This is a genomic window from Chitinophaga sp. S165 (assembly GCF_003182155.1).
Taxonomy (GTDB): Bacteria; Bacteroidota; Bacteroidia; order Chitinophagales; family Chitinophagaceae; genus Chitinophaga.
In genome coordinates this window covers 244844-263016 of record NZ_QGTG01000002.1, presented here as the reverse complement: position 1 = coordinate 263016, position 18173 = coordinate 244844, and the positions used below count along the sequence as shown (strand labels likewise).

Here is an 18173-nt window from a genome sequence, read left to right as displayed (position 1 = left end):
ATGCAAGACAATCTGAATAAAGAATTTAAACCTACCAGCTGGTCGATAGATAATAAGGTGAGCATTTATGTAGCCACCATTATCCTGGCCTTTGCAGGTATCATGTCATATCAGAGCCTGCCGAAGGAACAGTTTCCGGAGGTAGTGTTCCCCCAGTTCTACATCAGTACTATTTATAGTGGTACTGCTCCTGAAGATATGGAGACACTGGTAACAAAACCCATCGAAAAACAACTGGGAGGTATCTCCGGCGTGAAGGCTATCAAGAGTACTTCCATGCAGGATTATTCCGCCATCACCATCGAATTTGACGCCAGTGAAAATATGGAAACTGCGCGGCAGGAAGTACGTGAGAAAGTAGATGATGCAAAGAAAGACCTGCCGAATGACCTTACACAGGAACCACAGATCATCAAGATAGACGTATCACAGATACCTATTATGAACGTTAACCTGTCGGGCGATTTCGACCTGCAGTCACTCAAGAAGTATGCAGACGAAATGCAGGACCGTATCGAAGCATTGAATGAGATCACGCGTGTTGACATCGTTGGCGCATTGGAAAGAGAGATCCAGATCAACGTAGACAAATATAAAATGGATGCGTCCAGGATCAGCTTTGATGATGTGGCTAATGCTATTGCCATGGAAAACCGCACTATCTCCGGAGGTCTGGTATCTATGGATGGACAGAAGCGTACATTGAGTGTGAAAGGTGAATATAAAGACGCATCGAAGATCCGCAACATCGTTATACGCGGTATGTCTGGTGCTGTAGTATATCTGAAAGACGTAGCAGAAGTAGTAGATGGTTTTGAAGAACAGGAAAGTTATGCACGCCTCGACGGTAAGAATGTAATTACGCTGAACGTTATTAAACAGAGTGGTAAGAACCTGATCGACGCGTCTGATAAGATCCATGTGATCATTGAGGAAATGCGTAAGGATTATCTGCCTAAAGGACTTGATGTAACGATCACTGCGGATCAGTCTACAAAAACACGTGTGACCCTGCATGATCTGATCAATACGATCATCATCGGTTTCATCCTGGTAACAGTGATCCTGATGTTCTTCATGGGCGCCGTGAACGCGATCTTCGTGGCGTTGTCCGTACCGATCTCCATGTTCATTGCATTCCTGCTGATGCCGGCATTTGACTTTACGCTGAACATGATGGTGTTGTTCTCCTTCCTGCTCGCATTGGGTATTGTGGTGGACGATGCGATCGTGGTGATAGAGAACGTGCATCGCATTTTCTATACAAGAAAAGACCTGGGTATTGTAAAGGCTGCGAAGATGGCGGCGGGAGAGGTGTTCCTGCCAGTGTTCTCCGGAACGCTGACAGTATTGGCGCCGTTCTTCCCTTTACTTTTCTGGCCAGGCATTATCGGTAGTTTCATGTTCTTCCTGCCGGTAACGTTGATCACTACACTGGGAGCATCATTGATCGTAGCCTATATTATCAATCCGGTGTTTGCAGTAGACTTCATGGACCGTCATGAAGGAGAACATCATCCTAAGCCAACGTTCAACAGGAAGTTTGCGATAGTTACAGGCGTATTTGCTTTCATCGCGCTTATAGGATATGCGGCCGGTAGTACAGGTGTTGGTAACTTCACTGTATTCATGTACCTGCTGGTTGTATTGGAGCGTTTCTGGCTTGGCGGCGTAGCCCGCCGTTTCCAGAGCAATATATGGCCACGTGTGCAGGAGCGTTACAAACGTATCCTTAAGTGGTGTCTTGTTGGATGGCGTCCTATCTGGATCGTACTGGCAACATTCGGATTACTGGTGTTCAGTATTATGCTGACTGTGATCCGTAGCCCGAAGGTGGTGTTCTTCCCACAGGCAGACCCGAACTTCATCTATACTTATATAGAACTGCCAATGGGTACTGATCAGAAGTATACAGACTCGATCACTCATATCATTGAACAGAAGATCACTGCAGCAGTAGGACAAAAGAATCCGATCGTAGAATCTATCATCTCCAACGTAGCAGTAGGCGCGGGTGATCCATCACAGATGGACATGAGTGTGCAGCCGCATAAGGGTAAGGTAACAGTAGCGTTTGTGGAGTTTGGCCAACGTAACGGAAATTCTACTGTACAGTACCTGGACAAGATCCGTAAAGCAGTAAGAGGTATTCCTGGTGTAGACATTACAGTTGAGCAGGAGCAAGGTGGTCCTCCAACAGGTAAGCCGATCAATATTGAGATCTCCGGTGATGAGTTTGAAGAGCTCACCGCAGGCGCAGCAAAATTAAAACGCTACCTGGATTCTCTGCAGATAGGTGGTGTGGAAGAGTTGAAGTCAGATTTTCAGAGTAACAAACCTGAGATACTGGTAAACATTGATCGTGAGCGCGCGAACAGGGAAGGTATTTCAACTACTACTATTGGTATGGCGTTGCGTACAGCGTTATACGGACAGGAAGTATCGAAGTTCCGTGATCCGGAAGACGACTATAAGATCATGGTACGATTCAAGGAAGATCAGCGTAATAATATCAATACCCTGATGAACCTGAACATCGTATACCGTGATATGAATATGGCGGGAGCGATCCGTCAGGTGCCGTTATCAGCGGTAGCCGACATTAAATATTCCAACACGTACGCAAGTATTAAACGTATTGATCAGAAGCGTGTGGTAACATTATATTCGAATGTACTGACAGGCTTTAATACCAACGAGGTGGTACAGCAGATCCAGACGGCGCTGCAGGATTTCCCGAAATCGCAGGGTATTACTGTAAAGATGACGGGTGAGCAGGAAGACCAGCAGGAAACTTCTAACTTCCTGGGTTTTGCAATGCTGGGTGCGTTCGGTCTGATCCTGATGATCATGGTAACGCAGTTCAACTCTATAGGGCGGCCGCTTGTTATTTTCATGGAGATATTGTTCTCGATCATCGGTGTGTTCCTGGGCTTTGCCATCTTCGGAATGGATATTTCGATTGTAATGACGGGAGTAGGTATCATGGCGCTGGCAGGTATCGTGGTACGTAACGGTATAGTACTGGTAGAGTTCACTGACCTCCTGGTACAACAGAAGATGCCGGTATATGAGGCTGTGATCGAAGCGGGCAGAACGCGTATGACGCCGGTATTGCTGACAGCTATTGCGGCTATTCTGGGTCTGATACCGTTAGCGGTTGGATTTAATATTGATTTTGCGGAGTTATTCTCATCATTTGAGCCGCATATCTTCTTCGGAGGTGATAACGTTGCGTTCTGGGGCCCGCTGGCCTGGACAATGGTGTACGGTCTGGTGTTTGCCACCTTTCTGACCCTGATCCTGGTACCGGTGATGTACGCCATGAACAAGCGTTCAATTGATGTACTCGACTACTATAAAATACCACGGGCCTTTAAATACATGCCTTTCATGGTGCTGATACTGAAGGTGCTGATGCCAAAAGGGGAAGTGCGCAAATTGCATGATCCTAAGTACGTATCATCTAAGCCTTATAACTTCTTCCCGACCGGGGAGGAGGAGCATGAGGCGCCTGCGCAGAAGCATCATCATGATAAGAAGGTAGCCGAAAGAGTTTAGTTCACACTATATACAGTGTAACAGTTGTAGGTTTAACAGGTACCGTCTCGTGTCCACGAGACGGTTTCTTTTTTTTACACCTTAACAAACTTTAACAATTGACTGCGGGTTCAATTACTTATTTTTGATCTGCAAGAACCATTCTTGTTAACCTGGTTAATATATCATACGCTATGCGACGCAACCATGAAATAGATTACCGTATCTATGGCGAAGAAATACAGATTGTCGAGATAGAACTGGATCCCCAGGAGACTGCAATAGCTGAAAGCGGCAGTTTCATGATGATGGACCAGGAGATTCAGATGCAAACAATGTTCGGGGATGGTTCACAACCTAATCAGGGACTTCTGGGAAAATTGATGTCAGCCGGTAAAAGGATACTGACAGGTGAGAGCCTGTTTATGACTGCATTTACGAATGCGGGACATGGCAAGCAGAAAGTAAGTTTTGCTGCGCCGTACCCGGGTAAGATCATTCCGATGGACTTGCAGCAGATGGGTGGAAAGGTGATCTGCCAGAAGGATGCGTTCTTATGTGCAGCGAAAGGTGTTAGTATTGGCATTGAGTGGCAGAGAAGGCTGGGGACTGGCATCTTTGGCGGGGAAGGCTTTATAATGGAGAAGCTGGAAGGAGATGGTATGGCATTTGTGCATGCAGGAGGTATGGTGATAGAGAAGCAGTTACAGCCTGGTCAGGTATTAAAAATTGATACGGGATGTGTGGTGGCGTATACTGCGGGAGTGCATTTTGACGTTGAATTTGTAAAAGGTATCAAGAATATGGTTTTCGGTGGCGAAGGTTTGTTCTTTGCCACGTTAAGAGGTCCGGGTAAAGTCTGGATACAATCCTTACCTATCAGCAGAATGGCCGCGAGAATTGTTTCTTATGGTACAGGAAAGCGTAAGGAAGAGGGTAGTATACTGGGAGGAATAGGGAATTTACTGGACGGAGACTGATTGGAGACACGTTATAGCGGTCCCGTTTGCCCCAGGAGGGAAAAGTACTCATTTTTTTAAGTAGAGTACCGGATTAAACGGGATCGGGTAAGAGAAACCTGGAATTTTGACTTATGTTTGAACTATCAAGGCAGTTTGCTGAAGAGCAGGACCAATCGGACCCATTAAAGACGCACAGGGAGCAATTTTATTTTCCTCAGAGAAATGGAAAGGATGCTATTTATTTTTGCGGAAACTCTTTAGGATTACAGCCCAAAAAAGTAAGACCTGCTATAGAACAGGAACTGAACGACTGGCATCATCATGCGGTAGAAGGGTATTGGAATGCGGAAAATCCATGGCTTTATTATCAGCAATATTGCAGCAAGCCGTTGACGAATATAGTAGGAGCCAGCCAGGACGAGTTAACAGTAATGAATACGCTTACTGTCAATTTACATCTGTTATTGATGAGCTTTTACCGTCCGACAAAGCAGCGTTTTAAGATATTGATGGAGGCGGGCGCCTTTCCGAGTGATCAATATGCGGTGGAAACACAGGTACGGCTGCATGGTTTTGATCCGGAAACTGCGATAATAGAAGTGGCTCCCCGGCCCGGTGAGTATTTGATCAGGGAGGAAGATATTTTTGATATTATTGACCAGGAAAGTAGTAGCTTAGCAATAATATTATTGGGGGGAATAAACTATTATACCGGCCAATTGTTTAATATGCAGTCCATTACGGAAGCGGCCCATAGAGTTGGGGCTGTAGCCGGGTTCGACCTGGCGCACGTAGTAGGAAACGTACCTTTGAAGTTACATGACTGGGAAGTAGATTTTGCCGTTTGGTGCTCATATAAGTATTTAAATGGAGGCCCCGGCGCTGTAGGTGGAGCATTTATACATGAAAGACATGCCCGAGATATAGACCGGCAACGACTAGGTGGCTGGTGGGGCAATGAAGAAAGTACCCGTTTTAAAATGGAAAAGGGTTTTAAACCCAAAAGCCGTGCAGAAGGCTGGCAAATTAGCACGGCACAGGTATTTAACATGGTAGCATTAAAAGCCTCACTGGAACTTTTTGAGTCCGCTGGGATGGCAGCTTTAAGAGATAAGAGCATAAAACTCACCAATTATCTTGAATTCCTGTTAAAACATATAGAAAACATAAAATTTGAAATAATTACGCCAAAAAATTGTAAGGAACGCGGTGCTCAATTATCTTTGCTTTTCCATGACAAAGGGAGAGAAATCCAACAAAAGATGACTGACGCCGGTATAATCGTCGACTGGCGGGAACCCGGAGTAATTCGCATTTCACCGGCGCCCTTATATAACTCTTATGGAGACGTATTTCATTTTTATGAAATCATAGCTAATATTGATTCAAACGCTTAATTAAGTAAGATGACTTTTGAGAGAAACGAACGCCCCCGCAGGCCCTACTCTCCTCCTGGTACAGACAAAGACCAAGATCCCAATAAGGAGAGACCAAGCGGTTACTTCAAACCCGATTTTAATAGTGAAAGAGAGGGTAGACCCGGCGGTTACAACCGGGATAATGACCGACCTTTTAATTCTGACCGTGAAGGCGGCGGCGGTTACAATCGTGGGGATCGTGATGGCGGCGGTGGCGGTGGATATCGCCCGCGCGACAATGGAGGCTACGGTGGTGGCGGTGGCTACAATCGTGGTGATAATGATGGCGGCTTCAATCGCGAAGGCGGTGGCGGCGGCTACAATCGTGGTGGTGGTTACGGAGACCGTGATGGCGGTGGCGGTGGCTACAATCGTGGTGGCGGCGGCGGTTACGATCGCGGCGGTGGTGGTGGTTACGACCGCGGTGGCGGTGGTGGCGGCTACAATCGTGGCGGCGGTGGTGGTGGTTACGACCGCGGTGGCGGTGGTGGCGGCTACAATCGTGGCGGCGGCGGTGGTGGTTACGATCGCGGTGGCGGTGGTGGCGGCTACAATCGTGGCGGCGGTGGTGGTGGTTACGATCGCGGTGGCGGTGGTGGCGGCTACAATCGCGGTGGCGGTGGTGGCGGTGGCTACAATCGCGGCGGCGGTGGTGGCGGTGGCTACAACCGTGGCGGAGGTCGCCCAAGCTTTGGTGGTAACAGGAAACCGTTTACACCAAAACCTGATAACAAAATCTACTTTATCGCCTTACTTCCTACTGCTGAAGTAGGTAAGGAGATCATTAAAATAAAGCAGGACTTTGCTGAGAAATTCGGACCGATGTATGCGCTGAAAGTACTTCCGCACATTACATTACAGGTGCCTTTCACAGCAGATCCGGCACTGGAAAAAGCTTTCTGTGATGAACTGGCGGAATTCGCCAAAACACAGGCTCCATTCGAGGTTTCCCTCAATGGTTTCGGTACCTTCCCGAATAAACAGAACCGCGTTCTGTTCATTAACGTAGAGAAGAGCGAAACAATGAGTGCCCTGCACAGACAGCTGATCAACTTCCTGCGTAAGGAATTTGGTTTCAGTACTATGCTGGCCCGTACCGGCTTCACTCCGCACGTAACAGTGGCTTTCAAAGACCTGGAAGATGCGCAGTTTGAAAAAGCATGGCCTGAATATGAAAATCAGGAATATAAAGCAACATTCAAGGTGAATAACCTGTACTTCCTCCGTCATAATGGCAAATCCTGGGAAGTTTTGCAGAAATGCAAACTGGGAGGAGCCTGACAATAAAAAAGGTGGTCTGTCAAACAGACCACCTTTTTTTATGTTGTAGATTATCATTCCCTCTTATTTCCTGCTCAGTTTATACACATTCCCTTCCTTCTCCCAGCTGGCTGTAGCACTTGCTGCAATAACATCCAATACCTGCTCCAATGGCTGATCCGGCGTTACCCTCGTCTTGATGGTATAATCTGCCACGCTTTCTTCAGCAACGATCTTTACACCATATAACGCCTCCACTTTCCTGATCACATCACCAATAGGCTCGTCGTTAAAGACCATGATGTTGTCCTTCCACGCAATGAAATCATGATTGGAAATGGCATCTTCAGCAAGCTTCTCGTCCTTTCCTAAAGTTACTTTCCTGCCTTCTGTCAGCACGACCTCTTTTGATTGTTTTTCCTGGTCAGATACAGCCACTTTTCCGCTAAGCACAAAGACTTCAACAGGTTGAACAGCATAAGCCCTTACATCGAAAGTAGTACCCAGTACCTGTGTTTTTGTCCGGGAGGTATACACTACAAAAGGATGGGCCTCATCTTTCACTACATCAAAAAATGCTTCTCCTTCCAGATGGATCGTTCTATCTTCCTTTCCGAAGTTGCCGGCATAACGAAGGCTGCTGTTTTTATTGATGAACGCTTTGGTTCCATCGGGCAGCACAATGATATTGGTCTCATTGGCAGCTGTCTGCACAGTGATCTCGTTTGGCCCTTTCAACATAAACCAGGTGGTAGCAGCTCCTCCCAGCAATAGTACAGCGGCTGCGGCACGTACAATATAACGGTAGTTACGAACAATGCCGACGGGTTGGGTATTGGTTTGTATCTTCTTGCTAAAGCTTGCCCAGTTGGCTTCGATATCCGGTTGTATATCCGCATCTGCACTTCCGGTCAATTCCCACGTTTTAAGCAGTTCCTGGTAATACCGGCGGTTTGCGTCATTCTCCTCCAGCCAGCTTTTCAGCTCTTCCTGCTCAGCCGGATCAAGGTGACCCTCCAGCGAGCGGGCAATTAATGTTTCTATATGGTCAAAGGTGTATGACATGCTGTTAAAATTGTAATAGTAAAGGGTAAATAGCGGCGCCAGCCAGGAATAATATGATCACCTGCAGGTAATCCTGCAACGAAACCCTGAGTTTTTTTAAGGCTGTGATCATTTGATTTTCGACTGTTTTAACTGATATATTGAGTGTGCTCGCAATTTCTTTATAAGTAAGCTCTTCATAACGGCTTAAGATGAATATTTCCCGGCATTTCTGAGGCAATTTATCAATTGCCTGCTGTATGTGCTGCGTAGTCTGCCGCAGATTATTATGACCGACAGGGGCTGCCTGAACAGGCTCCATATAATCCTCAATGGGCATATGGACGCCTCTGCGTTTGTTCTTATCAATATAATCGAGTGCCATGTTAATACCTGCTCTATGCAAATAAGCCTTAAAATATACCTGCTGAAGCTCCGAGCGGCGGTTCCAGATCCTGACAAAGACATCCTGTGCAAGGTCTTCAGCGGTCGCATTATCCTGAACAATGCGGTAAATCGTCTTACAAACAAAAGAAAAGTAGGTCCTGAAGAGCGTTTCCATGAAGGCTTCCTCATTCTCCTGTAATAGTTTTTGTAGTTGTGCATTTTCCGGCATAGTGCAAAAATAGGTTTTGTCCTTATTCCTGCTCACAAAACTGCTGGCAGTACCTGAAAATGCTGCTATGTAGCTAGCCTGCATGTGTGACGCTTTCGAAATTATAATTTAATAACTTTTCCTGATCCCTGTATATCTGAAGTTACGCTTGCTGCTCCCTTATATCTCACGTCTCCACTTCCACGTATGCTGACGTCCAATGAATGGGATACATTCAGAGAATGTCCTCCGGAACCTTTTACTGATATATCGGCATCCTCAACGTAGAGGTCCATGCCACCTATGTCTCCGCTTCCGTTTATTCTACTGTGGAAATCGCTGGCTGTACCATATAACCTGATACTTCCACTTCCATTGATCTCCGTTTCCAGTCTGTCGGCAATAATTTCGAACCGGGCATTGCCACTGCCATCCATCCTGTATTCAAACCTGTCAGTCCTGATGGTGTCCAGGCTTTCAACGCTACCTGAACCCGAAAAGAGCACAGCATTATAGGTGGCAGATGTCAGATAAACATCAATATCCCTGACATCATGTAACCTGACCCCGCTTTTTATGCGTACATGCAGTGTACTGCCGCTCACATAGGTATCGATAACACGCATGATGTTATCTTCGGCGGTGATCTTTACCGGAGCGTTTGGTCCCTGTTCGAGGTGTACATGTATAGGGCCGTCAACCTCTACATCGGTAAACACTTCGGTCTCCCGCGTTTCGGTAATGACATGGCCGGAGCCTGATATACGTTCTTTCGCGCATGATGCCAATACCAGGTTAAAAACGGCCAGTAAGAGCAACTCCCATCCGATTGTATTCCATTTGTTATAGGGAACACTTGTGCTATTATTAGTCTTTTTCATATGTCAAAGGGGCTTTACACTATAACGGAGGTGGGAACAATTACCCCTAGAAGGGGGGGACATGACACAAAAAAAAGAGCCGGTGATACGGACGTATCTAACCGGCTTTTTGATTAACCCCTATGAAAACCAACTATTGCTTACATATTTATTGTTCTAGTCTGATCTCGCCCAGGTCGGTCACTTTTCCTTCATCCACTTTCACATCAGAAATGGTCACATCCTTAAAAGGCTGTTTCGCATTAATGATCACTGTATAAGTGCCTGCCTTCGCGCCCTGCAGATTGAATGTTCCGTCCGCTATGTCCGTTTTCATTGAATCTGCACCCTGGATGGCCCAAACCTGATCGGCGCCATCCAATGGAGCTACCTTGCCGGAAATACTTCCTCCTTCCATATTCCGGAAGGCGAGCACTGATATAGCGGCAGCTACCAGGGCGAATATGCTTACCTTGACTGATTTCATTTTTCAGATTTTAAAGGTTTAATACAATTAAGTATGGCCTTGTGGTGTAAGCATATTGCTTATGATCTGAGATCTAAAGAACTGAGTAAAGAAAATCAATTACCATGCCACCGGAGGTATAATAAATCTATGTGACAGTTTTTAACATTCCTTTACGAAGGCTTTAACAGTAAAGGGCTTAGCCTTAACAGTTGACTGACAAGACGTGCAAAATGGTCATGTCAGAATGGAGAAACAGGGCAACAAAATGGCGCATACTGCCAACAAAAAGCCCGCACATTTGTACGGGCTTTTTATACTATCTATAATTTAACTAGATTCTATCTTCTGTTGAGTTTGGACAGGAGGCGCAGTATCTCCAGATATAACCAAACAAGTGTTACCAGCATGCCAAAAGATGCATACCATTCGAAGTACTTAGGAGCGCCTTGGGCAGCACCGGTTTCGATCAGATCGAAATTGATGATGAGGTTCAGTGCTGCAACAACAACTACTACCAGCGAGAAAATAATACCTATAGTACTGCCTTCATGCAGGAAAGGAATATTGATATTGAAGAAGCTAAGTACCAGCGCCAGCATATAGAACAGTGCGATACCCGCTGTAGCAGTGAAAACGATCGCCTTAAACTTTTCAGTAGCACGAATGATACGGGTGCCATACAGGATCAGCATTGCCAGGAATGTGGCAAATGTGATACCTACTGCCTGCAATACGATACCCTCATACAGGCTGCTGTAGTATACCGATATTACACCCAGGAACAAGCCCTCTGCCAAGGCATAAGCCGGCGCCAGGTATTGTGCCCATTCTTTCTTAAATGTAATAATGATAGCCAGTACGAAACCACCGATCGCACCTCCCCAAAGGAGTGGCATAACATTTTGTTCCCTTGCCGGAGCGCCCCATGCATATATGGCCGCCATCATCACCAGCGCCAGCAGGAAGGTCATTTTGTAAATTGTCCCTTTGATTGTCATAGCACCTTCAGCATGAGTGGAACCCACTTTCTGAAGTACTTTTTCATTGAATACAGGGTTATTGGATTGAAATAATGCCATGGTATAAAAAAATTTTAGTACACTAAATTACAACTTCAGTCATAATAAATCGCTATTTATTAGCATCACCCGTAATATAAGGGCAAGCTGCTGATAATGATCTCATTTGCTCAAAATTCCCAAATACATAAACAGAAGACGAAGAAAGTGAAATAGCTTTGTATCAAGCAAGGCAGACTGTCAATGATATATTCGCGTGTGTAAGCTGGACCCGGCGGGAGATCTCAGGCAATTACTTAAAGTTATGAGGCATAACATATAGCTATACCTATCACTCCTTAAAAGTCTATCAACTTTGTGTACTTTTGTCATTACTGGCCTTAGTATGATACATTTAATATATCAATGGTTACTACCTAGCGAATTATTAAATTTACAGCCTGAAAACAAAGGACAGTTAAATAAGATATTCAATGTCAAATATTTCGGTTCAACAGATAGAAGATGTAGTGATAAAATTTGCCGGCGACAGTGGAGACGGGATGCAGCTTACCGGTACCCAGTTTTCCAATAACACTGCGTTGGTTGGCAATGATTTAAGCACCTTCCCGGACTTCCCGGCAGAAATACGCGCCCCACAGGGAACCCTGCCAGGCGTGAGCGGCTTCCAGCTGCATTTTTCCTCTAACCGCATATTTACTCCCGGCGATGCCTGTGATGTATTGGTGGCTATGAATGCTGCTGCGTTAAAGGCAAACCTGAAAGGTCTGAAAAAAGGCGGTATCATCATCGCTAATACCGATGGCTTCGATGCCAAGAACCTTCGTCTGGCCAACTACCCGGATGGCGTGAACCCATTAGAAGATGGTTCACTGCAACCTTACCAGTTGCATACTATGGATGTGACCAAGATGACGCGTGAAGCGCTGAAGGACATCAACCTGGGTATGAAGGAGAAAGACCGTGCAAAAAACATGTTCGTACTGGGCTTCCTGTACTGGTTGTACGACCGTGACCTGGAAAGTACAACGAACTTCCTGAATGAGAAATTTGGTAAAAAACCTGATATCCTGGCCAGCAACCTGAAGGCCCTGCAAGCCGGATATAATTTCGCAGATACTGTTGAGGCTTTCAGCACCCGTTTCCACGTGGAAAAGGCCCGTATGGAGCCAGGTACCTACCGTAGCATTACCGGTAACACTGCGCTGTCCTATGGGCTGATAGCAGCCAGCCAGAAAGCGGAATTGCCTATCTTCCTGGGTACTTATCCTATCACTCCAGCTTCCGACATCCTGCATGAACTGAGCCGGTATAAAAATTTTGGTATCCGCACCTTCCAGGCGGAAGATGAGATAGCAGGCATTACTTCTGCTATTGGTGCTTCCTACGGCGGACATATGGGGATTACAACCACTTCCGGTCCGGGTATGGCATTGAAAGGTGAAGCAATGGGCCTGGCAGTAATGCTGGAAATTCCTCTATTGATCATTAATATTCAACGCGGAGGTCCGTCTACAGGTCTACCTACCAAAACTGAGCAATCCGACCTGTTGCAGGCTTATTATGGCCGTAACGGGGAATGTCCGATGCCGATCGTATCTGCATCAACACCATCAGATTGTTTCAATGCAGTATTTGAAGCTTTCCGCATTTCCGTAGCACATATGACGCCGGTGATCTTCCTGAGTGATGGTTACATCGCGAATGGAGCAGAACCATGGCGTTTCCCACAGAGCAAAGATCTGCCTGCTATTCCTGTTAAGTTCAAGAAAGGACTGGAAGAAGGAGAGGAGCAGTTCCTGCCTTATCACCGCGACGAGAACCTTGTACGTCCGTGGGCCGTACCTGGTACACCTGGTCTGGAACACCGTATCGGCGGTCTGGAAAAACAGAACATCACCGGTAATGTGAGCTATGATCCGGAAAACCACCAGTTAATGGTGCGCATCCGTCAGGAAAAAGTAGATAAGATCGCAGATCATATTCCACCACAGGAAATTGAGCTGGGACCTGAAAAAGGAAAGGTGCTGGTATTAGGCTGGGGCTCTACTTACGGAGCTATCAAGAGCGCCGTACTGGAATTGCTGGCGGAAGGTCACCAGGTAGCACATGCACACATCAGATACCTGCGTCCGTTCCCTAAGAACCTTGCGGAGATCCTGCACAGTTATGATAAAGTATTGATCCCTGAGATCAACAACGGTCAGCTGATCAAGATCATCCGTGAACAGTTCCTGATAGATGCAATAGGTTATCACAAGATTATGGGTGTACCTATCACTAAAGGAGAGCTGGTGATCAAGATAAAAGAAATACTGCATGAGCTGTAAGCACTATGATCAGGTAACTCCTGTGAGATCAGACTGATGTGCTTATCCATCTAACGATTCATGATAATTTTATATAGGATCCTGCCTTTCGGGGCAGGATTTTTATTATATTTAATACTATATAACAAAAGAGGCCATCGCACGTTTGCTATATAAGAACGGATTACTACAACATAGCCAAAAGCTTTATCATGAAAGGCGCCATCTGGTCTACACTGTTTATCTGCCTGTTTACATTGAACAGTGCATTGTTATATGCCCAAACGCACAACTACGAAATACGTTTCAGTAACCACGTTATCGGCAACGTTACCGCCCATTGTAAAGTAAATGGGGCCAGCCGCAATATCTCTATCCAAAGTAAAGTGGACATGAAACTGCTGGCGAAATTCAATCTCGACATCTCCTGCGATTTTGATAACAACATTCTGGTCAGGTCTAAGGTGATAAAGAGTTCAGGTAAAGATGCCGATAATAAAACGATTGTCACACAACGGGAAGCAAAGCACTATTCCATTGTACAAAATGGTGAGAAGTCAGTACTGAATACAACAGAGATCATTCACTCCGTCGGAGAAATGTACTTTACAGAACCAAGGCAGATCACAAAGATATTTTCTGAGACTTTAGGCATCTTTCTGACGCTTAATCCACTGGGAAACGGACTTTATGAACTGGTACTGCCTGAGGGGAAAAAGAACGTCTATAAATATGAAAAAGGGACATTGGTGCAGGTAGAGGTATCTCAGACCTTAGGGAAAGCTTACATTATCAAAGTGAGTTAAGTTACACCATAAACCACCTCCAAAAGATTTCATATAATCTACAATTTATACAGGCAATTTGCCTGGTGAATGCATTTCATACCGATGATCCCAAAAAATCAAAATAGTTAGATTACGTTTTCCATTTAACTGCAACAATTGTTGTATATAAAAGTTTTATTGAATCAGAAACCTAACTATTTACGATGAAGACAAATGTTAACTCGACAATCAGAGGATTGCTTGAAGAAAAGCTGCTTAAAATTGAACAATATTTTAAGGCAGATGTATTTTGTTATTATGGAAACATAATTGATGGACTAGAAAATGATATTAGGAACATCATTGAAGAATTGGCTCAAGATCCTGGTAAGAAGGACAAGCTCGTAGTGATATTGACAACTATGGGAGGAAGTGCAATTGCAGTTGAAAGGTATGTAAATATTATCCGACATCATTACAGCACTGTAGACTTTGTAGTTCCTGACTACGCCTACAGTTCAGGTACTATTTTTTGCATGAGTGGAGATAACATTTATATGGATTATTTTTCTGTTCTTGGGCCAATTGATCCGCAGGTTCAAAATAAAGATGGAAAGTGGGTTGGGGCTTTAGGATATTTGGATAAGATTAATGAGGCAATTGAAAAATCTAAAACAGACGAGCTTTCTCAGGTAGAATTTTTTATGGTCAAAGACCTGGATCTGGCTGAATTGCGAAGTTACGAGCAGGCAAAGGATTTGACTATCCAACTACTTAAAAAGTGGCTTGTAAAATATAAGTTTAAGAATTGGCTAACGCATCAAACAACGCCAGAGCTGAAAGGACAAGAAGTAACGGTCGAGCAGAAAACTGCCAGAGCCGAGGAAATAGCTAATATGTTAAACAAGAACGCTGAGTGGAATTCTCATGGCAGACCCATTAATGTAGAGCGATTAAAGGAATTAGGACTGAAAATTGATGATTATTCTATAAATGAGACGTTAAGTGGCTTAGTCAGGGAATACTATGATCTATTATCCGATTATGTAAGTGCAAATAAGCAACCTATCTTTGTTCATACAAGAAAATTTATTTGAAATGGGAGAGGAATCAAAATTGATAAAGGAGTTCCAAAAGGTTATTAGTCAACAAGAAGGCAAATTTCAAAAGGGAGAGAATGTTGACCTTTCCAAGGCTAATAATTACTACAATAAATTGATCAAAAATGGCGTGATAAAAAGAAGAGGGTTTACCTTGAGAGGAATTGAAGACGCACATTTGTTCAATGTAAGATTGAGTCGCCAATAACACCTTTAAATAAAAAGGGTCTTCAATGAATGAATTGAAGACCCTTTTACTGTTATGTTGATCTACACCATTTAGTTTATATCACGCGTTCAATGATCTGACCGCTCTTCTTTTCTTTCAGGATCAGTTTCTTCGCCCCGAAATGGGTCATTTCTTCTTTTACAAGATAATGTTCCGCATCATATTCTACCAGGGTCTGAGGTTTGGTTAACCCCGTCTGACCACGCCAGATGTCGAGTTTTACGGGTTCCCACTGTTTACTGGCAGCACTGCGATAGGCAGCATCGAGTACGGCATTTACCACGTAACCGTCATAGAAAGTTTCCCTTGCCGGCTGATTATTTTCAATAGCATTGAACATATCAGCAAACATATGATTGTATCCCAGTTCATTCAGTTCATCACCTACAGGGAATAACCATCCACTATTGCTTTCAGCTTTTTCTGCAACATAGTCTGCGCCCTTGCCGGTGGTGAACATATCGAAACCGGTACGGAGGAAGCTATTCAACCAGATCGTACCTTCTGTGCCCATCACTTCATCTCTCAGGTCCAGGCCACCACGGAAGGTCCAGCTTACTTCAAACTGTCCGATAGCGCCATTCTCATATTTAACAAGGCCAATGGCATGATCTTCTGCGTCAATAGGTTTAACCTGTGTATCAGCCCAGCACATTACCTCAACAGGTTTGATGTCTTTGCCAATAAAGCTGCGTGCTATTTCCACGCAATGACAGCCCAGGTCAAGAATGCAACCGCCTCCTGCCTGTTCTTTATCCCAGAACCATTCACTATGCGGGCCAGGGTGTGTTTCCCTTGATTTGGCCCACAGTATACGGCCAAGAGCACCACTTTTTACACTTTCGAGGGCCTTCAGGAATTTAGGCGTGTATACAAGGTCTTCCAGATAACCGTTAAAGATGCCTGCGGCTTCCACCATTTCCAGCATGCGTTTCGCCTCTTCTGCATTGCGGCCCAGCGGCTTGGTACAGATCACGCCTTTCTTGTGTTTACAACAGAGCGCTACCGCCGCTTCGTGCAGGTTGTTGGGTAGGGAGATACAAACTACGTTCACATCGGGATGTGCGATAGAGGCTTCCATATCTGTGGTCCAGTGGTCCACGTTGTAGTCTGCGGCAAATTTCTTTGCACTTTCTTCCCTGCGGGAATAAATGCTGACAATCTTGTCCCGGCTTCTCTGACCCTGTAGGGAATCTGCATAGAAACGGCCAATGAAGCCTGAGCCTAACATGGAAATACGTTGCATAAATTATCTGATTGAATGAGTGATAAGGATTTGGGTTAAATGAAAACTCCGCAGTAAAACACCAGGTTGATATAGGTAGTTCACTGCGGAGTGTGTATATAACGCAATAGGGATTATGCCACTACTGCTTTTTTGCTGTCACGGAATGTTAGCATGAACAACACCCAAACTACGGCGGCGATAATGGATGGGATCATCCATACTTTCTGCCAGAAGTTATCGGTAGCATGTGTGGTGTAATAGTCGGAGATGATACCTGCAACCCAGAAACCTATCAGCATTCCGATACCATAGGTAGCCAGTGTTACCAGACCTTGAGCAGCACTTTTGTATTTCTCACCTGCCTGTTGGTCAGTATATATCTGTCCGGATACGAAGAAGAAATCATAACATATACCATGCAGTGCGATACCTGTAATGAGCATGAATGCCAGCGGACCCGCATTGCCATAAGCGAAAAGCAGGTAACGTACCGCCCAGGCGATCATACCGACCATGATTGTCTTTTTGAAACCAAAGCGGCTAAAGAACACAGGGATCAGCAAAATGAACAGTGCTTCAGAGATCTGACCAATGGCCATTTTACCTGTAGGATTTTCCAGGCCTGTCTGCTCCAGGAAGTGGTGTGCATTCTGATAGTAGAATGCCAGTGGTATACAGATCAGGATGGATGATATAAAGAATATCAGGAAGTTTTTATTGCTAAGCAGTTTAATGGCGTCAAGGCCCAAAATTTCTGCAATGCTGTTCTTCTGGCTTTTATCTTTAATTGGAGGTGTTTTAGGAAGTGTAAAACTGAACAGGCCCAGTAACAGGGACGCTGCTGCACCCATTGCAAAGGTATTTTTTAACTGGCCAGCTTCGGTACCTGCAGGAGAATCCCAATGGAAAGCATAGCTGATAGTAAGTCCCGCAACGATCCAACCCACAGTACCCCATACGCGGATGGTAGAAAATTCCTTTTCAGGATTGTTCATCTGACGGAAAGATACAGAGTTCACAAGGGCAAGCGTAGGCATGTAAAGCACCATGTAAGCAAATACATACGGATAGAACACGCTCACACTTTCGGCACGGTACATCTGGAACATGAGCGCTGCGCCTACGAGGTGCAGAATACCCAGGATCTTTTCAGCATTGAAGAATTTGTCAGCTATCATCCCTATAATAAAAGGGGCGATGATAGCGCCGTATGACTGAGTGGAGAATACACTGGCGGTCTCCAGACCGGATGCCTGAAGGTTTTTGGCAAGGAATGTACCCAATGTAACGAACCATGATCCCCATATAAAGAACTCAAGGAACATCATAATAGACAACTGTAAGCGAGTACCTGATTTCATAACGAATTTTAG

At 45.1% G+C, this 18173-nt stretch carries 15 protein-coding genes; 8 read left to right on the top strand and 7 right to left on the bottom strand.

All coding sequences use genetic code 11. The features are described from left to right. The 4 genes from C7475_RS09160 to C7475_RS33255 all read left to right on the top strand — a co-directional run bounded on the left by C7475_RS09160 (position 1) and on the right by C7475_RS33255 (position 7201). Positions 1 to 3561 (top strand): efflux RND transporter permease subunit, encoded by a 3561-nt coding sequence (locus C7475_RS09160; RefSeq protein WP_110053066.1) that lies wholly within the window; start codon positions 1 to 3, stop codon positions 3559 to 3561. A gap of 173 nt (positions 3562 to 3734) precedes the next feature. Beyond that, entirely contained in the window at positions 3735 to 4520 is a 786-nt protein-coding gene (locus C7475_RS09155; protein ID WP_110053065.1) for a TIGR00266 family protein, read from the top strand. Between the two features lie 113 nt (positions 4521 to 4633). Beyond that, a complete protein-coding gene (gene kynU, locus C7475_RS09150; protein WP_110053064.1) occupies positions 4634 to 5899 on the top strand; it encodes a kynureninase in 1266 nt (421 codons plus the stop codon). Positions 5900 to 5908: 9 nt separating this feature from the next. Further along, positions 5909 to 7201, top strand: coding sequence for a 2'-5' RNA ligase family protein (locus tag C7475_RS33255; RefSeq protein ID WP_233259805.1), 1293 nt, complete (start codon positions 5909 to 5911; stop codon positions 7199 to 7201). A 63-nt stretch (positions 7202 to 7264) separates the two neighbouring features. Here C7475_RS33255 and C7475_RS09135 read toward each other — a convergent pair whose 3' ends face one another. From C7475_RS09135 to C7475_RS09115, 5 genes are all read right to left on the bottom strand, one after another. Then, positions 7265 to 8245, bottom strand: coding sequence for a FecR family protein (locus C7475_RS09135; protein ID WP_110053063.1), 981 nt, complete (start codon positions 8243 to 8245; stop codon positions 7265 to 7267). A 4-nt stretch (positions 8246 to 8249) separates the two neighbouring features. Continuing rightward, entirely contained in the window at positions 8250 to 8924 is a 675-nt protein-coding gene (locus C7475_RS09130; protein ID WP_110053062.1) for an RNA polymerase sigma factor, read from the bottom strand. Between the two features lie 17 nt (positions 8925 to 8941). Then, entirely contained in the window at positions 8942 to 9700 is a 759-nt protein-coding gene (locus C7475_RS09125; RefSeq protein WP_110053061.1) for a head GIN domain-containing protein, read from the bottom strand. A gap of 148 nt (positions 9701 to 9848) precedes the next feature. Beyond that, complete coding sequence (locus C7475_RS09120; protein WP_110053060.1) at positions 9849 to 10166, bottom strand: carboxypeptidase-like regulatory domain-containing protein; 318 nt, start codon at positions 10164 to 10166, stop codon at positions 9849 to 9851. Between the two features lie 320 nt (positions 10167 to 10486). Beyond that, positions 10487 to 11227: a Bax inhibitor-1/YccA family protein gene (locus C7475_RS09115; protein WP_110053059.1), complete on the bottom strand. Its 741-nt coding sequence runs from the start codon at positions 11225 to 11227 to the stop codon at positions 10487 to 10489. 413 nt (positions 11228 to 11640) lie between these two features. Here C7475_RS09115 and C7475_RS09110 point away from each other — a divergent pair, with 413 nt between their 5' ends. The 4 genes from C7475_RS09110 to C7475_RS09095 all read left to right on the top strand — a co-directional run bounded on the left by C7475_RS09110 (position 11641) and on the right by C7475_RS09095 (position 15551). Beyond that, complete coding sequence (locus C7475_RS09110) at positions 11641 to 13497, top strand: 2-oxoacid:acceptor oxidoreductase subunit alpha (RefSeq protein WP_110053058.1); 1857 nt, start codon at positions 11641 to 11643, stop codon at positions 13495 to 13497. 191 nt (positions 13498 to 13688) lie between these two features. Next, complete coding sequence (locus C7475_RS09105) at positions 13689 to 14282, top strand: DUF6134 family protein (protein WP_110053057.1); 594 nt, start codon at positions 13689 to 13691, stop codon at positions 14280 to 14282. A 185-nt stretch (positions 14283 to 14467) separates the two neighbouring features. After that, complete coding sequence (locus C7475_RS09100; protein ID WP_110053056.1) at positions 14468 to 15340, top strand: serine dehydrogenasease; 873 nt, start codon at positions 14468 to 14470, stop codon at positions 15338 to 15340. A 1-nt stretch (position 15341) separates the two neighbouring features. Beyond that, positions 15342 to 15551, top strand: coding sequence for a hypothetical protein (locus C7475_RS09095; protein WP_110053055.1), 210 nt, complete (start codon positions 15342 to 15344; stop codon positions 15549 to 15551). Between the two features lie 76 nt (positions 15552 to 15627). Here C7475_RS09095 and C7475_RS09090 read toward each other — a convergent pair whose 3' ends face one another. Both C7475_RS09090 and C7475_RS09085 read right to left on the bottom strand, forming a co-directional pair. Then, positions 15628 to 16818 (bottom strand): Gfo/Idh/MocA family protein, encoded by a 1191-nt coding sequence (locus C7475_RS09090; protein ID WP_110053054.1) that lies wholly within the window; start codon positions 16816 to 16818, stop codon positions 15628 to 15630. 113 nt (positions 16819 to 16931) lie between these two features. Further along, positions 16932 to 18161 carry a nucleoside permease gene (locus C7475_RS09085; RefSeq protein ID WP_110053053.1) on the bottom strand — a complete coding sequence of 410 codons (1230 nt, stop codon included), beginning with the start codon at positions 18159 to 18161 and terminating at the stop codon, positions 16932 to 16934. Positions 18162 to 18173 lie beyond the last annotated feature (12 nt).

Coding starts and splice junctions, on each gene's coding strand:
- C7475_RS09110 (WP_110053058.1), top strand. CDS start 11,641: ATGTCAAATATTTCGGTTCAACAGATAGAAGATGTAGTGATAAAATTT.
- C7475_RS09095 (WP_110053055.1), top strand. CDS start 15,342: ATGGGAGAGGAATCAAAATTGATAAAGGAGTTCCAAAAGGTTATTAGT.
- C7475_RS09120 (WP_110053060.1), bottom strand. CDS start 10,166: ATGAAATCAGTCAAGGTAAGCATATTCGCCCTGGTAGCTGCCGCTATA.
- C7475_RS09100 (WP_110053056.1), top strand. CDS start 14,468: ATGAAGACAAATGTTAACTCGACAATCAGAGGATTGCTTGAAGAAAAG.
- C7475_RS09155 (WP_110053065.1), top strand. CDS start 3,735: ATGCGACGCAACCATGAAATAGATTACCGTATCTATGGCGAAGAAATA.
- C7475_RS09135 (WP_110053063.1), bottom strand. CDS start 8,245: ATGTCATACACCTTTGACCATATAGAAACATTAATTGCCCGCTCGCTG.
- C7475_RS09160 (WP_110053066.1), top strand. CDS start 1: ATGCAAGACAATCTGAATAAAGAATTTAAACCTACCAGCTGGTCGATA.
- C7475_RS09115 (WP_110053059.1), bottom strand. CDS start 11,227: ATGGCATTATTTCAATCCAATAACCCTGTATTCAATGAAAAAGTACTT.
- C7475_RS33255 (WP_233259805.1), top strand. CDS start 5,909: ATGACTTTTGAGAGAAACGAACGCCCCCGCAGGCCCTACTCTCCTCCT.
- C7475_RS09090 (WP_110053054.1), bottom strand. CDS start 16,818: ATGCAACGTATTTCCATGTTAGGCTCAGGCTTCATTGGCCGTTTCTAT.
- C7475_RS09130 (WP_110053062.1), bottom strand. CDS start 8,924: ATGCAGGCTAGCTACATAGCAGCATTTTCAGGTACTGCCAGCAGTTTT.
- C7475_RS09085 (WP_110053053.1), bottom strand. CDS start 18,161: ATGAAATCAGGTACTCGCTTACAGTTGTCTATTATGATGTTCCTTGAG.
- kynU (WP_110053064.1), top strand. CDS start 4,634: ATGTTTGAACTATCAAGGCAGTTTGCTGAAGAGCAGGACCAATCGGAC.
- C7475_RS09105 (WP_110053057.1), top strand. CDS start 13,689: ATGAAAGGCGCCATCTGGTCTACACTGTTTATCTGCCTGTTTACATTG.
- C7475_RS09125 (WP_110053061.1), bottom strand. CDS start 9,700: ATGAAAAAGACTAATAATAGCACAAGTGTTCCCTATAACAAATGGAAT.